Genomic DNA, 14,589 nt, shown 5'->3' with positions numbered 1-14,589 from the left:
CCCAAGCCCAGGGTGGTGAAGCCGCCGCCGGTGAAGGTGGCCGTGGCGCCCAAGCCGCTGCCGCCGCCGCCCGTGGACGCGCCGCCGCCGCCCAACGACACCCCGCCTCCCTCCGCGAAGCCCGCGCCCCTGGTGGTGGGCCTGTCGATGTCCTCCACCACCAGCGCTGGAGGTTTCGCGGCGCCCGTGGGCAACACGCTGTATGGCAGGACGGGCCCCACCGCGAAGGACCCCAAGGACGTGAAGGGGTACAGCGCGCCGAAGTACGCGCCCATCTACCAGGTGGACTCCGAGCCCACGGTGGCCTCCGAGGTGAAGATTCCCTATCCGGAGGAAGCGCGCCGCGCGGGCGTGGAGGGCACCGTCACGCTCTCCATCACCATCGACCACGAGGGCAAGGTGGTGGCGGTGAAGATTCTCAAGGGGCCCGGCTACGGCCTCAACGAGGCGGCGAGGGATGCCATCCGCCGCTTCCGCTTCAAGCCCGCCATCAAGGGCGGCGAGCCTGTCTCCACGGAGATGAAATACTCGTACACCTTCCTGCTGGACTGACGCGGGGCGCCTACTGCGCGCCCAGCGCGCGGCGCATGATGTCGCGCAGCGCGCACAGGTCTTCTTCCGGCAGGCCGCAGATGGCGTCCGGCGGCTCGAAGATGCGCTCCAGCAGCCGCTCGCGCAGCGCAGCGCCGTCCTCCGTCAGGACCAGCATCTTCACCCGCCGGTCCTGCTCGGAGCTGCGGCGCACCACCAGTCCGCGCGCCTCCATCCGGTCCACCAGGCCTGTGACGTTGGACGCGTCGCACGACAGGTAGGCGGCCAGCGTGCTCATGGCCAGCGGCCCTTCCCCCAGCTGCCGCAACACGTGCGCCTGCACCGGTGACAGGTCGAACTCCGCCGCCAGTGCGGGGAAGTTGCGCATGTGCGTGTGCATCAGCTCGAAGAGGAGTGTCCACGCCTGGCGTGGCAAGTCACCCGCGGGTCCGGCCTGTCCGGGCCCGCTCCCCGGCTTCGTCTTCCGCTCCAGCTGCTCGCCGCTCCCGTTCATGCCTCTCATGTTATGTCACCTGAGCCACCTAAACAATTGACCTCATCAACTATTGAGGGTTACTACATTCCGGAGCTTCCAAATTCGGACGTCATGGACTATGGCTGCCGACCCGAGGCTCGAACCCGTAGCAAGTCCATTCTGGACGCAGTGGCCCGCGCCGGCGCGGGCCCTTGAGGAGGTAGAGGCGGTCATGAGTTCATTCCTGGCGCTGTCCCTCGCGGCCACCCTGGCCGCGGCACCGCCGCCTACGCTGACCCTGGAGGACGCGCTCAACCGCGCCCGCAAGGAGAACCTGGACCTCAAGGCCGCACAGGCCCGCCTCGCTCAGGCGGATACCGCGTCGCGCAAGGCCTGGGCCGGCTACCTCCCCAACGTCACCGTCAACGGCGCCATCACCCGCAACTCCATCGAAGCGGTGATTCCGGCGGGTCCGCTCGCGCCCGTGGAAATCGTCATCCAGCCGCGGGTGCAGATGCAGGCCCAGGGCCAGGTGCGGCAGGCCATCATCGCCCCGCAGCTGTGGGCCGGCATCCAGGCCGCCTACAAGGCGGAGCGCGTGGCGGAGCTCAACGTGGAGCAGGCGCGGCGCGAAATCTTCTTCGGCGTGGCGCAGGCGTACTACGGCACCGTGGCGCAGGCCCAGGCCGTGGCGGTGCAGGAGCGGCTGGTGGAGCTCAACAGCGCGCGCGCCAAGGACACGCAGGTCCGCTTCGAGGCGGGGACGGTGACGCGCGTGGCGCTGCTGCGCGCCGAGCAGGACCTGGCCCGTGCGGAGCAGGACCTGATCCGCGCGCGCAACGCGGAGGCGTCCGCCAAGCTGGTGCTGGCCACCCTGCTGGCGCTGGACGACCCGAACTTCGACGTGGCGCCGCCGCCGGAGCCCCAGGTGCCGGAGAAGACGGACACCACCGTGCTCGTCGAGCGCTCGCTCGAGCAGCGCGCGGACGTCGCCGCGGCGCGTGAGTCCGTGGAGCTGGCGCAAATCAACAAGCGCGGCGTGTGGCTCAGCTACCTGCCCAACGTGCAGGTCTCCGGCACCTACAACATCAGCAACGCGGCGGGCCTCGTGGGCTCCAACCGCATCTGGCTCATCACCCTGGGCGCCAGCTGGACGTTGTGGGACGGCGGCCTGCGTGAGGCCAACCTGCAGGAGGCCTCGGCCGTCATCGCGGAGAACCGGGCGTTGCAGCGCAAGGCGGAGCTCACCGCGCGCCAGGAAGTGAATACCGCGCAGCTCGACCTGGAGAGCGCCCTGGCCAACCGCCTCAAGGCCTCGCAGGCCGTGGAGCTGGCGCGCGAGTCCCATCGCCTCACCGAGGTCTCCTTCAAGGAAGGCGTGGCCACGTACCTGGAGGTCGCGGACGCGAACACCGCGCTGACGCAGGCGGAGATTGGCCTGGTGGGTGAGCGGCTGCAGGCCTCGCTCGCCGGCCTGCGCCTGCTGCGCGCGGTGGGCGCGTTCGGTGCCCGTCCCCTGACGACGGACCTGAAGGTGGAGACCTCGGAGGCGCCGTTCCTCCAGCCGCTGCCGGAGCAGACGCAGCCGACGCAGCCCACCCAGGAAGGGCCGGCGGACGCCCCCCGGCAGCCGTAATTCCGCGCGGCCTCCCGGCGCCCGCCATTCCCAGGCGCCGGGTTGCCCGCCGTGGAAGGTGGGCGGCGAGCGCCGGTTGTGAGCGGCCTTCGCCAGCCCCACCCTCGTGGAGAGAGGCATCGCACCCTTTCCCGAGGAGGACGTCATGGCGGAAGGACAGTGGGGCAACTGCAAGGGCTGCCGTTACTTCGCCAACCAGACCCCCCAGAGCGCCGGCGAGACGCACCGCTGCATGCAGCCGGAGCTGGCCGAGTTCGAATTGGAGGTGTCCGGAGAAAGCGGCTGCAACGCCTACGAGGCGCGCACCGGTGTGGCCACTCCGGCGTACGAAGGGCCCTCTCCTTCACTGCACTGAGCGCGAGCGCGCCCTGGGGGTCCTCAGCCGCCCGGGGCCTCGCGGGTGAGCGGCACCACGGCCCCCGTCATCTTCGGACCGGCGCCGTAGTAGATGCGCTCCATGAGCCTCCGCTGGTGCACCAGCGGCGCGTCGAAACGGTCCAACCGCATGCCCTTGTGACTGTAGGGCGTGTCCGCCACGGTGGTGATGAAGCGCGCGTCGTCGCGCACCTCCCACCAGGTGAGCGCCATGGCCGCCCGCGCCGCCACGGGGAGCAGCGGACGCAGCAGCCGCTGCTCGGTGCGCAGGAATGAGAAGACGTGCAGGCGCGTGGTGCGCGCCGTCTCCGGCACGAAGAAGATGTTCGCCCGGGTGATGAAGGGACGCGGTGAGCCGTCCGGCGCCACCCAGCAGATGGTGTACTGGCTGCGCACCGGGTCGAAGCGCGTCACCCAGTCGTTCTGGAAGAAGTCACCGTCGCGCACGCCCAGCACCGTCATGATGGGCGCGGGCCGCTGCGGGGCGCGGTAGTGCACCTCCGTGCGGTCCTCCAGGTTGCGCGCCTCGAACTCCACCCGGCCCGCGTTCGGGTCGTCCCAGCCCAGCCGGGTGTGGACGTAGGGCGTGTGTTCGTCCTCGCTGAAGTTGTCGAGCGACACGTGCAGCGGCGCCGCGAAGTGCGTGGAGAACGCGCCGCCGAAGACGTAGCCCTCATCACCCATGTCGGGCATGGCCGAAAGCGGTGTGTCCCGCTCGGCCAGCCAGAGGTAGCCGTAGCGCTCCACCACCTGGAAGCTGCGCGCGTCACAGTGGCGCAGCTCCGGCTGGCTGGGGTTGCTGCCGCGCCCCTCCGCGTCGAAGCGCCAGCCGTGGTACGGACACTGGAGCCGGCCGTCCGCGCGCACCGTCCCCTTGGACAGCGGCGCGAAGCGATGGGGGCAGGCATCCGCGAGCGCCGCGGGCTGCCCCGTGCCATCCCGGAAGAGCGCGTAGGCGCGGCCCGCCACCTCCACGCGGACCGGCCGGGTGCCCAGCGCGCGGGCGGAGAGCACCGGATGAAAGTGACGGATGACCTTGGGGGTAGGCTCCATGAAGGCCCAGTATAAATCGACGACTATCCCTGCTTGGAATGGACTCCGAGTTACGCGGGATGAACTGGAGGGCCGGGCAGCCCCCTTCCCCCTGGGTTATGCTCCCGCCCCCGTGGCCACCTCTTCCGCTCCTCGCCGTCGTCCCCACGTCTTCGCCGTGCTGCTCGCCGTGGCCGCGTTGCTGGGCGCGGGAGGCGCGCTCCACGTGCAGGGCCTTTTGCCCGCGCGCGTGCCCTCCCCCGCCACCCCGTTCAGCTACCACGACTACGAGAAGGTGCTGCGGCACGTGCGCCCGGACGGGGACGTGGACTTCGCCTCGGTGGGGCGCGAGCGCAAGACGCTGGACGGCTTCGTCGACTCGCTGGCGTCGTTCTCCCCCCACAACCGCCCGGACGTCTTTCCCACGCCGGAGGACGCGCTGGCCTACTGGCTCAACGCCTACAACGCGCTCGTGCTCCAGCAGGTGGTGGACGGCTACCCGTACCTCGAAACCGTGCAGCAGCCCGTGCTGGGACGCTTCTTCTGGGGCCGCTCCTGGGCGGTGGGCGGTGAGCGGCTGACGCTGTGGGCGCTGCACAACCGCGTGCTGCGCCGCGAGTTCGCCGACCCGCGCATCCACCTGGCGCTCTTCCAGGCCGCGCGTGGGGGCCCCCGGCTGGACGGCTCGCACTTCCAGCCGGAGTTCCTGGACTCGCAGCTCAACGAGGCCGGACGCCGCTTCGTGGGCGACCGGCGCAACGTGCGGCTGGAGCGGGACACCGTCTACCTGACGTCGCTGTTCGAGGAGTATCGCGAGGACTTCCTCGCCGCGCTGCCCGAGGGCCGCGGCGGCAACGTGCTCCAGTTCGTCTGGGCCTTCCTGCCGGACACCTGCGAGGAGCGCCCGGGCTGCGACACCCGCAGTGACCTGGACCGTGCCTGCGGCCCCCGGCTGGACCAGTGCCGCATCACCTTCATGGAGCGGGACTGGACGCTGCCGGACGCCGCCGCCCGGCCCACGCGTCCCTGAGCCGCCTCACGTGGGCACACGCTCGCGCAGCCGCGCGGCGCCGCGTCCTGATGAAGCGTCCGTGTCGTCCTTGCGCTGCCGCAGCCACTTCTCCAGCCCCACCACCGGCAGCACGACCGCGCCCACCAGGATGGACAGGCCCACGTCCTCCAAGCCCAGGGGCGCGGTGCCGAACACGCGCTGCATGAAGGGCAGGTACATGAAGGCCACCTGGAGGAGCACCAGCAGGCCCATGCCCACGAATACCGAGCGGTTGCTGAAGAGGCCCACCTTGCGCACGGAGCCCATGAGGCTGCGGCACATGAACAGGTAGAACATCTGGAAGCTGATGACGGTGTTCACCGCCATCGTCTGGGCCTCGGCCAGCGCGTGCGCGTGCCCCGTGCGAGGAATGTCCCGGCGGTACTCCCACAGGAAGAGGCCGATGGCGCCCGCGGCCATCAGCAACGCCACCAGTCCGGTGCGCATCACCACGAAGTGGTTGAGCACCGGCGCTTCGGGGTCCCTGGGGGCCCTGCGCATGACGTCCGGCTCCCGGGCCTCGAAGGCCAGCGGCAGCGCCAGCGACACCGTGGCCACCAGGTTTATCCAGAGCAACTGCGTGGGCAGCATGGCCATCAGCGGCACCAGCCGTCCGCCCACCTCCTGGATGGGGAAGAGGGACACGCCGAACAGCAGGATGAGCGCCAGCCCCAGGTTGGTGGGCAGGACGAAGGCCAGCGACTTGATGAGGTTGTCGTAGACGCGCCGCCCCTCCTCCACCGCCGCGACGATGGAGGCGAAGTTGTCATCCGTCAGCACGATGTCCGCTGCGTCCTTCGCCACCGCCGTGCCGGTGATGCCCATGGCCACGCCGATGTTGGCCTGCTTGAGCGCGGGCGCGTCATTGACGCCGTCCCCCGTCATGGCCACGACGTGCTGCCGGCGCTGGAGCGCGCGCACCAGCCGCAGCTTGTGCTCGGGCGCCACCCGCGCGAAGACGTTGGAGCGCAGGGCCACCTCCTCCAGCGCCGCGTCATCCGTGGTGGCCAGCCGCGCGCCTGTGATGCCCTCCTCCCCCGGCTTCAACAGGCCCAACTGCGCGCCGATGGCCGCCGCCGTGGAGGGGTGGTCACCGGTAATCATCTTCACCGTGATTCCCGCGTCGTGGCAGGCGCGCACCGCGGCCATGGCCTCCTCGCGAGGCGGGTCAATCATCCCCTCCAGGCCGAGCAGCCGCAGGCCGCCCTCGACGTCCTCCATGCGCAACGCCACGTGTGACACCGTCACCTCCCGGTATGCCACCGCGAGCACGCGCATGCCCTGCCGCGCCAGGCCGTCCACCTCCGCCAGCACCATGCTGGACGAGCAGCCGTCCTCCAGGGCGCAGCGGCGCAGGACGACCTCCGGCGCCCCCTTGAGCAGGATGCGGCGGCCGCCCTTCCCGTCATCGTGCAGGGTGGCCATGAACTGGTTCTCCGACTCGAAGGGGATGGCGTCCACGCGCGGGTGCGCCTGCCGGGCGTCGTCCACGTGCATGCCCGCCTTCTCCGCCGCCACCAGCAGCGCGGCCTCGGTGGGGTCGCCCGTCATGTCCCACTGTCCCTCGCGGGGCTGGAGCGCGGCGTCGTTGCACAGCGCGCCCGCCAGCAGCAGCTCACACACGTCCGGCGGCGGCGCCTCCAACGGCGGCCCCCCTCGCGTCAGCACCCCCTTGGGGGCGTAGCCCACGCCGCTGAGCGCGTAGCGCCCATGCGTCGTCCACAAGGCCTGCACCGTCATCTCATTGCGGGTGAGCGTGCCGGTCTTGTCCGTACAGATGACGGTGGTGCTGCCCAACGTCTCCACCGCGGGCAGCTTGCGGATGACGGCGCGCCGGGCGGCCATGCGTTGCACGCCAATGGCCAGGGCGATGGTGACGATGGCGGGCAGTCCTTCTGGAATGGCGGCGACGGCCAGCGTAATCGCCACCACGACGGCCTCGCTCACCGCGTAGCCACGAACCAGCCCCACCCCCAGCAGCGCGGCGGAGATCACCAGGATGCCCAGGGTGATGTACTTGCCGATGACGGCCAGCGCCTTGGTGAGCGGTGTCTGGAGGTCGGTGGCCTCGCGGAGCAACGTGGAGATGCGGCCCAGCTCGGTGGCCTGCCCGGTGGCCACCACCACCGCGGTGGCGGAGCCGGACGTCACCAGGGTGCCACCGAAGAGCAGGCTGGCCCGGTCTCCCAGCTCCGCCTCCTCCGGCACGGGCGCCACGGCCTTCTGCGCGGGCACGGACTCGCCCGTGAGCGCGGCCTCCTCCACCGTGAGGTTGCGCGCGGAGAGCAGCCGCATGTCCGCGGGCACCTTGTCACCCGGCGCCAGCTCCATGACGTCGCCCGGCACGCCCTGCGCCGCGGGGACCCGCAGCTTGCGGCCCGCGCGAATCACCGTGGCGTTCTCCGGCACCATGCGGCTGAGCGACTCAATGGCCTTCCCCGCGCGGTACTCCTGCACGAAGCCGATGAGGGTGTTGAGCACCACCACCGCGGCCACCACCAGCCCGTCCGTCACCTTCCCCATGATGACGGCCAGCACCGCGGAGGCGATGAGCACCCAGATGAAGGGGCTGTTCACCTGCCGCCACAGCAGCTTCAGCGGGCCGTCCCTCTGGGCGCGCTCCAGCACGTTGGGCCCATGACGCGACAGACGCTCGCGCGCTTCCTCATCCGTCAGCCCTTCGGCCGTGCTCCCGAGCGACGTCAGCACCTGGTCCGGAGACAGCGCGTGCCACGGGGGCTTCGTGCCAGCAGGCGGCCCGGCGGGCGCTGGTGCATCCGGTCGTTCGGGTGCTGCGGGCTGGTCTTTCATCCGGTGGCTCCTTCCGATGCAATCTGGCAACGGTCGCGCGCATCTCCACCTGGGCAGTGGGCGGGTGGACATCACACGGCCCTCCAGGGCCATTGTTCCGGACCGACAGGGAAAGAAAGGCGCCCCCCAGGGCGAGGCACGGGCCAATCCCCCACGGCTTTCAGCATCCCGGGGACGCCTGCCATTGGCACTGCGAGTGCAATCACTTTGCAACGGACAATGGGTCCGGGAGGCGCAAGTGATTGTGAAGCAGTGGAGAAAGGGATTGGGCCTGTTGCCCATCCTCGGGATGGCGGTGGGGTGTGGCGGCGTGGTGGCGGAGGAGTCCGGGGAGCAGCAGGCCCAGACCGCGGCGGTGAAGGTGCAGGCGCTTCCGCCCGGCTGCGAGGACCTGGGCCGGGAGTACAACAGCACGGCGCCCAGGGCAGGTGACACCTACGTCGTGCAGGGCGCGCCGGACACGCCGCACAACACGTCCACGGTGCTCATCTCCGACGGAACCCCCCGGCAGGAGACCTACCTGCGCTTCCGGGTCGACGCCGCTGCGTCCACCACCGTCATCCAGGCGGAGCTGAGGCTCCATGCCCTGGATGGCTCTAGCAACGGCCCCGCCGTGTATGCCACCAGCGCGGATTGGGACCCCTACTCCCTCACGTGGAACAACCGCCCCGCCCTCGTCGGCGCGCCGCTGGCGAACGTGGGTCCCATCGCCTCCGGGACCTTCGTGACGTACGACGTCACGGCCCACGTGACGGGCAATGGCCTGTACAGCTTCGCCCTCGTGCCCGAGGTGGGAGACGGCACGGACTTCGCCTCGACCCGGCACCCCACGTATGGCCTTGGTCCTGAGCTGCGGCTGCGACTGCGGGAGACGGAACCCCGGTGCCAGCACCGGGGCACGGGCGGCGCCGTCACCCAGGTCCTCCGCGGCGACACGCTCCCTCGCGACCTGGCCATGGATGGCAGCGGCGGCTTCGCTACCCTGGCCACGTACTCCACGGACACCGGGTCGGGGATGCGGCTGACCCGGTACGACGCGAACGGCTCCGTGGTGTGGATGCAGAACTACCCCGAGAACAACGGGGGTTGGCGGACGCTCGGAGGGCTCGTGATGACGCCCCTGGGCAATCTGCTCGTACACGGGAGCTTCACGGGCCCGCTGGACTTCGGCACGGGCCCCCTCCCCGGGACGGGTCCTGGCAACCACGGCCTGTTCATCGCGAAGTTCAGCCCCACCGGGCAGTTCGTCTGGGGCAAGGCTTTCCGCGCCTTCACCCATGAGCAGGGGATGACCACGCCGGCCCCAATCTGGGCGCGCGGCATCGCCACCGACGCCAACGGCAGCCTCATTGTCACCGGTGACTTCCAGGGCCGCACGGACCTGGGAGGTGGCCCCCTGGACGCGGGGCCTTCCAGTCACACGACCGTCGGCCGCCGGGGAATGTTCCTCGCGAAGTTCTCCTGGGAGGGAACGCACCTGTGGTCCCATGCCTTCGCCGCGGGCAACGATTGGGACACGCTGGGGCTGGCCGTGGCGACCGACAGCCAGGGACACATCCTGGTCGGCGGCACCACGAGCGGCGTCAATGACCTGGGCTCCTCCACGTGGATGACGCCCTTCATCGCGCGCTTCCTTCCCACCGGGGAGCGCCACTGGGTGCGACGCCTCGAAGGGGCGCGGGGCAACATCACGGGGGTGGCGGCGATGCCGGATGGCGCCGTGGCGTTTAGAGGCTATGTCCGTGGCACCTTCACCTTCGCGGGCACGTCGCTGACGAACCCCACCGAAGACCCGGACATGGTGCTGGGCGTGCTGGAGTCCTCCTCGACGGACCGTTGGGCACGCCTGTACGGCGGGGTCCATGGTGAGTACGGCGGAGACCTCGTCGTGGACGCACAGGGCAACCTGGTGACGTCGGGCGTGTTCAGCTACGAGACGGACCTGGGCGGCGGCACCTTGAATCCCGACCAGGCCGGCGAGGAGAGCTCCTTCGTGGCCAGCTACGGGCCCGACGGCGGCCACCGCTGGTCCCGCGCCGTGGGAGACGGACTGGCGCCGACGCTGCTGGGCCTGACGCCTTCGCGAGAGGTGTTCTTCGGTGGCCTTCTCGAGGAGTCGGAGGTCATCCGCGTAGACCAGACAGAGTACTCCTCCGAAGGAGGCTTCACCCTCCTCCTGAGACTGTCGCCCTGAAGCCCGCCGTGTCCTCCGGGATGGCCGGGGAGCACCTACGTCCCGGAGGACAGGCGAATCCACTGGCGCTCCACATGTGAGCGCCGAGCCGCATCCAACACCCGTTGGTTGCGCCAGCCGTCCTCCAGCGTGGCCGCGTCCTCCACCGAGGCGCGGCCTTCGCGCAGGGCCTGGGTGAATGCTCGGGCCAGCAGCAGGAAGCCGCGCGCCCACTCGTTGTCCGGCAGGCCGGGTGGAAGCGGCGGCTCCTCGGGAAGCGCCACCCGCTCCCAGGCACGTGTCCCCACCGTGGAGCGCCACAGTTCGCGGCCCTCCACGCGCAGGCCCCCGCGCGCGCAGGACACCTCGACGCCGTGCACGGGCTTGCCGGGGGACACCATCGACATCTCGATGACGGTTGTCGTCGCACCGAAGCGGAGCAGCAACCGCGCCTCGTCGTCGCTCGTCACCGGGCGCGACTGTCCTGTGAGCGCATCGGGCCGCTCGGGCGTGTGCGTGGCCAGCTCGCCCAGCACCTCGTCGGGCTCGGCGCCCAGCATGAAACGCAGCGTGTCCACCGCGTGCGAGCCGATGGCCCCCAGGAGCCCGCCTCCTTGCGACGCGTCCGACCACCAGTCCCACGGCCGCTCCGGCGAGGCGCGGTTGTCGTTGCGATAGAAGACACGCGCGCCGCGCACCACGCCCAGCTCACCAGAACGCAGCAGGGCGCGCATCCGCTGCCGCGCGGGCAGGAAGCGCAGCTCATGGTCCAACAGCGCCAGGACACGCCGCTCACGGGCCGCGTGCCACATGGCCTCCGCTTCCCTCGCATCCAACGCGGTGGGCTTCTCACACAGCACCGCCTTGCCCGCCTCCAGCGCGGCCAGGGTGATGTCCCGGTGCAGCGCGGGCGGCGTGGAGATGCACACGCACGTCACATCCGGCCGTGACACCACCTCACGCCAGTCCGTCGTCACATGCGGCACGCCCAACTGCCGGCCTGCCTCCTCCACCTTCTCGCGCCGCGCACTGGCCAGGCTCACCACCTCCACGCCCGGCAAGGCGCGCAGCGCGGGGATTTGCGTGGTGCGCGCGAAGCCCGCGCCAATGACACCCATTCGAACTGTGCGTGCCGTGGACATTTCTGTCTCCCTTGAAGCGATGACGCGACGCGCAGGCTGAGTTCTGGGGGCCCCATTGCCAAGGCCCTCAAATTCAAAGTATCCAAGAATTCGCAGGATTCACTGATTCGCCCCCCTCCCCTGATGACTTCCAGAAACCTTCGTTGGACCGTGGCCGCAGGCGTCTTGCTGGTTGCGGCGGCCGTGGCGATGCTGTGGCCACGGACTGGCCCCTCTCTTCCCGGCGAGCCCGTATCGGCCGAGCCCACCGCCTCGGCGGCCTCCGGTCCTCGCGGCACGCCCGGTGTCGGCCCCCCTGGCGCCACGCCCTCGGAGCCCGAGCCCGCGGTGGAGCAAATCCCCATGCCTGGGTGCTGGGACGGCCTGCATGCCTTCGACGCCGCGGTGTCCATGGACTCGTTCCGGAAGGCGCTGACGACGGCCATCGGAAACGGAGACCGGTACCTGGCGGCATACCTCCAGGAGCGGCTGACGGAGCTGGTGGGCAACGACGCGACGCGCGCGCTCCAGGTGTTGGAGTGGGCCAAGGGCGCCAGCGGACCGGAGTTGGGCATCTACATGGACGCGCTGAAGGCCGCGCCCGCGGTGCATGCGCCGCAGGTGGCGCAGAGCCTGTTGAAGCTGGGCGAGGACCCAGGTGCGCCCTTGCAGACGCGCTCCGCCGCGCTGGACGCGCTGGAGACGCAACGGAAGCTGGCGCCGGGAGACATCCAGCGCCTCAAGAAGCTGGCGCTGGACGAGACGCTGGACTCCACCGCCTGGGTGGCCACGCGCACGCTGGGCCGGGTGATGAAGGAGGACTACGAGCGCACCGGCACCTTCGAGCCCTACTGGAAGGAGCTCCTGGACATCGGCGGCACGTCCGACGACATGGCCGTGCGGCTGCTCGCGCTGGAGATGCCGTCGTATTCGAACCCCGTCATCGGCGCGGAGTCCTTCGACTCGCTCAAGCGCATCCTCTCCAGCGACCGCGAGCGGGACGTGCGGGAGATGGCGGCCTTCCGGCTGGGCGTCACCAGCGAGCCGGAGAAGGCGATGGAGATCCTCCGCGCCGCCTTCCTGGCCGAGCATGACCTCTGCGTGCGCTGGGCCATCTTCCGCTTCGCCGTGCGCGCGGGCGGCGACAAGGCGCTGCCGATGCTGGAGCAGTTCGCCGCGAAGGACCCGCGCTTCACGCAGGACTACCTGGAGTTCCAAGCTCTCTACGCGTCGGGCACGGTGGACTTCGCCCGCATCTGGCTGGGCAAGCGCGAGCACCACAACTGCCTGGTCGAAGAAGGAGCGCCGCACTGATGTCCCCCCTGTCGATGAAGCGAATGGGGCGCGCGGCGCTCCTGGTGGCCCTTTCGTCCCTGACGCCCGTGACGGCGCGCGCCGAGGCGACGCTCCGCCCCGCGCAATGCACGGTGCAGGGCATGCTGGACGACGCGCGCGTGGCGATGAAGAACGGCTCCCCCGCGCTGAAGCGCTACGTGAAGATGCGGCTGAAGGAAGCCGCGCTCGCCATGCCCGCGGAGTCACTGCTGGCGGCGCTGCAAGGTGAAAGAGACCCGGAGGTCCTGGAGGCCCTGGGCGCGGCGCTGGCCACCAAGGCGAGCAACGCGGAGAACCCCGGCCTCATCCAGCCGCTGCTCGCCCGGGCCACCGGAGATGCGGACCCGGCGCTGCGCGCGGCGGCGGTGCGGGGCCTGCGCGGCGTGCCCTCCGTCGAGTTCATGGAGAAGAACGGCGGCGTGGTGACGTACGAGCAACTGGTGCGCGACGCGTCCCCCGAGGTGCGGGCGGCGGTGGCGGACAACATCGTCTCCGAGAGCGCGGACGTCTACAGCGGCCATGACCGCCGGGTGTCCGAAGCGGCGGTGTCGGTGGCATCGGCATCGGAGGACCCGGCGGTGGCGGCGAAGCTGCTGCGCGAGGTCTCCATGGAGGCCGTGGGCCACGAGGCGGTGGAGCAGGTGACGCGCCAATTGCGCTCAGAGAACCCGGAGCTGCGCGCGGCGGCGGCCACGGCGCTGGGCGGCGTGCCCGGCGGTGAGTCCGCGGGCGCGCGGGGCTCGCTGGTGGACCTGTTCCGCGAAGACAAGGACCCGGCGGTGCGCAAGGCGGCGCTCCAGGGAATTGCCCGGCTGGGGCAGGCCCACGCAGTGCCCGTGCTGGAGTCCCTGCGCGGCGTGGACCGCGCCATGGATGCGGAGATCGACGCCTGGGTGTCCGTCCTGAAGCTCAACCTCCAGGAGTGGGAGCTGGTGCTGCGCGAGAAGCAGCGCCGCCGGAGGTGACCCCTGCTTCACCGCAGTACGCAGCGCTACACCAACGAGGGAGTCTCTTGATGAAGACGATGAAGCTGACCATGGCGGGCCTGGTGCTCGCCGCCGCGGGCTGGGCCACCTCCGTCACGGCCGCGACGGCCGTGGGTCCCATCTGTGACACCGCCGCGCGCGTGGGTTCCACGACGTACTACTCGTGCTCGGGCAGCAGCCACAACGCGCTCGACATGAGCAACGGCACCTGCAGCGTGTGGAACCACCGCGGGATGATCAACGTCAGCCGCTACTATGCCTACTACGGCGGCTGTGCGAACAACTGCAGCGGCGGCACGAGCTGCAACGGCGGCGCGGGCAACTACTACGTCGTCACGGGCGGCAGCGGCTGGGACTTCCGCCAGCTCCACCTGAACTCCAACGTGTCGTCGGGCTCCAAGACGTGCGACCGCTGCGCGCTGGGGCTCGTGGGTTCCACGGGTAACTCCACGGGCGCGCACGTCCACGCGGACAACCGTCAGTACGGCACGCGCAAGACGGCCTGGTACACCAACGTCGGCACCACCTGCGGCTCCAGCGCGTACTGCAGCAACCGCGTCGGCACGCCCACGCTGTAGCCGCTCCGCAGCCTGCTTCACCCACACCCCGCCCCGTCCCGGTGCCGCGAAGCACTGGGGCGGGGTTTCTCGTGCCGAGGCATGGCCCGCCCATGACTGAACACCGGCCCGCCCCACGGGACAGCGCACATTGACGCGGCACTTCACATGGCCGCACCGTGGAGCTGCCTAGCAGTCTCGCGTTCCATCCCATTCAGGAGCGTGCGCGCCATGCCTTCGGCCTCTCCCGGAGTACGCGGCATCGACCACATCGGCGTGACGGTGCCGGACCTCGAAGCGGCAACGGCCTTCTTCATCGAGGCCCTTGGCGCCGAAGTCCTCTACGACAGCCTGGCGAAAGGCCAGCCGCCCCAGGAAGGCCCGGACCTGCAACGACGCCTGCGCTTCCTCCCGGGCTCCAGCATCCGCGCGATGCGGCTGCTCCGGCTCGGCAACGGCCCCAGCCTCGAGCTGTTCGAATACGCAGCCCCCGAGCAGCGCCCACC

General features: G+C 70.5%; 13 protein-coding genes. 9 read left to right on the top strand and 4 right to left on the bottom strand.

Annotated elements, in window-relative coordinates:
- The coding region (locus FL344_RS36255) for an energy transducer TonB (protein ID WP_141621730.1) at window positions 1-552 on the top strand (552 nt) is incomplete at its 5' end.
- 10 nt (window positions 553-562) lie between these two features.
- Here FL344_RS36255 and FL344_RS36250 read toward each other — a convergent pair.
- Window positions 563-1,054, bottom strand: coding sequence for a MarR family winged helix-turn-helix transcriptional regulator (locus FL344_RS36250; RefSeq protein ID WP_011556416.1), 492 nt, complete (start codon window positions 1,052-1,054; stop codon window positions 563-565).
- A 184-nt stretch (window positions 1,055-1,238) separates the two neighbouring features.
- Here FL344_RS36250 and FL344_RS36245 point away from each other — a divergent pair, with 184 nt between their 5' ends.
- Window positions 1,239-2,642, top strand: a complete 1,404-nt coding sequence (locus tag FL344_RS36245) for a TolC family protein (RefSeq protein WP_141621729.1) — start codon at window positions 1,239-1,241, stop codon at window positions 2,640-2,642.
- Window positions 2,643-2,787: 145 nt separating this feature from the next.
- On the top strand, window positions 2,788-2,997 hold the full coding sequence (locus tag FL344_RS36240) for a hypothetical protein (protein ID WP_225888207.1): 210 nt from the start codon (window positions 2,788-2,790) through the stop codon (window positions 2,995-2,997).
- A gap of 23 nt (window positions 2,998-3,020) precedes the next feature.
- On the opposite strand, the gene FL344_RS36235 is transcribed toward FL344_RS36240, so the two are convergent.
- On the bottom strand, window positions 3,021-4,070 hold the full coding sequence (locus FL344_RS36235) for a Rieske 2Fe-2S domain-containing protein (protein ID WP_141621728.1): 1,050 nt from the start codon (window positions 4,068-4,070) through the stop codon (window positions 3,021-3,023).
- Between FL344_RS36235 and FL344_RS36230 the strand changes: the two genes are divergently transcribed.
- Entirely contained in the window at window positions 4,048-5,079 is a 1,032-nt protein-coding gene (locus FL344_RS36230; protein ID WP_141621727.1) for a DUF547 domain-containing protein, read from the top strand. The two genes, FL344_RS36235 and FL344_RS36230, sit on opposite strands and share 23 nt — an antisense overlap.
- 6 nt (window positions 5,080-5,085) lie before the next feature.
- On the opposite strand, the gene FL344_RS36225 is transcribed toward FL344_RS36230, so the two are convergent.
- Window positions 5,086-7,911: an HAD-IC family P-type ATPase gene (locus FL344_RS36225; protein WP_141621726.1), complete on the bottom strand. Its 2,826-nt coding sequence runs from the start codon at window positions 7,909-7,911 to the stop codon at window positions 5,086-5,088.
- Window positions 7,912-8,149: 238 nt separating this feature from the next.
- Between FL344_RS36225 and FL344_RS36220 the strand changes: the two genes are divergently transcribed.
- Window positions 8,150-10,105, top strand: coding sequence for a DNRLRE domain-containing protein (locus FL344_RS36220; protein ID WP_228565622.1), 1,956 nt, complete (start codon window positions 8,150-8,152; stop codon window positions 10,103-10,105).
- A 35-nt stretch (window positions 10,106-10,140) separates the two neighbouring features.
- Here FL344_RS36220 and FL344_RS36215 read toward each other — a convergent pair whose 3' ends face one another.
- Complete coding sequence (locus FL344_RS36215) at window positions 10,141-11,226, bottom strand: Gfo/Idh/MocA family protein (RefSeq protein WP_141621725.1); 1,086 nt, start codon at window positions 11,224-11,226, stop codon at window positions 10,141-10,143.
- Between the two features lie 123 nt (window positions 11,227-11,349).
- On the opposite strand from FL344_RS36215, the gene FL344_RS36210 reads away from it, so the two are divergent.
- The 4 genes from FL344_RS36210 to FL344_RS36195 all read left to right on the top strand — a co-directional run.
- A complete protein-coding gene (locus FL344_RS36210; protein ID WP_141621724.1) occupies window positions 11,350-12,519 on the top strand; it encodes a HEAT repeat domain-containing protein in 1,170 nt (389 codons plus the stop codon).
- Entirely contained in the window at window positions 12,519-13,505 is a 987-nt protein-coding gene (locus tag FL344_RS36205) for a HEAT repeat domain-containing protein (RefSeq protein ID WP_141621723.1), read from the top strand. Before FL344_RS36210 ends, FL344_RS36205 begins: the two co-directional genes overlap by 1 nt.
- A 50-nt stretch (window positions 13,506-13,555) precedes the next feature.
- Window positions 13,556-14,104, top strand: coding sequence for a peptidase M23 (locus tag FL344_RS36200; protein WP_194858704.1), 549 nt, complete (start codon window positions 13,556-13,558; stop codon window positions 14,102-14,104).
- 210 nt (window positions 14,105-14,314) lie between these two features.
- The coding region (locus FL344_RS36195; protein WP_228565621.1) for a VOC family protein at window positions 14,315-14,589 on the top strand (275 nt) is incomplete at its 3' end.

It is taken from the genome of Myxococcus sp. AB036A (assembly GCF_006547355.1).
Classification (GTDB): domain Bacteria; phylum Myxococcota; class Myxococcia; order Myxococcales; family Myxococcaceae; genus Myxococcus; species Myxococcus virescens.
This window is presented reverse-complemented; position numbering and strand designations above follow the sequence as displayed.

Excerpts from the sequence above, each read along its gene's own strand:
- FL344_RS36250 (WP_011556416.1), bottom strand. The coding sequence starts at position 1,054 with ATGAGAGGCATGAACGGGAGCGGCGAGCAGCTGGAGCGGAAGACGAAG.
- FL344_RS36245 (WP_141621729.1), top strand. The coding sequence starts at position 1,239 with ATGAGTTCATTCCTGGCGCTGTCCCTCGCGGCCACCCTGGCCGCGGCA.
- FL344_RS36240 (WP_225888207.1), top strand. The coding sequence starts at position 2,788 with ATGGCGGAAGGACAGTGGGGCAACTGCAAGGGCTGCCGTTACTTCGCC.
- FL344_RS36230 (WP_141621727.1), top strand. The coding sequence starts at position 4,048 with ATGACCTTGGGGGTAGGCTCCATGAAGGCCCAGTATAAATCGACGACT.
- FL344_RS36235 (WP_141621728.1), bottom strand. The coding sequence starts at position 4,070 with ATGGAGCCTACCCCCAAGGTCATCCGTCACTTTCATCCGGTGCTCTCC.
- FL344_RS36225 (WP_141621726.1), bottom strand. The coding sequence starts at position 7,911 with ATGAAAGACCAGCCCGCAGCACCCGAACGACCGGATGCACCAGCGCCC.
- FL344_RS36215 (WP_141621725.1), bottom strand. The coding sequence starts at position 11,226 with ATGTCCACGGCACGCACAGTTCGAATGGGTGTCATTGGCGCGGGCTTC.
- FL344_RS36210 (WP_141621724.1), top strand. The coding sequence starts at position 11,350 with ATGACTTCCAGAAACCTTCGTTGGACCGTGGCCGCAGGCGTCTTGCTG.
- FL344_RS36205 (WP_141621723.1), top strand. The coding sequence starts at position 12,519 with ATGTCCCCCCTGTCGATGAAGCGAATGGGGCGCGCGGCGCTCCTGGTG.
- FL344_RS36200 (WP_194858704.1), top strand. The coding sequence starts at position 13,556 with ATGAAGACGATGAAGCTGACCATGGCGGGCCTGGTGCTCGCCGCCGCG.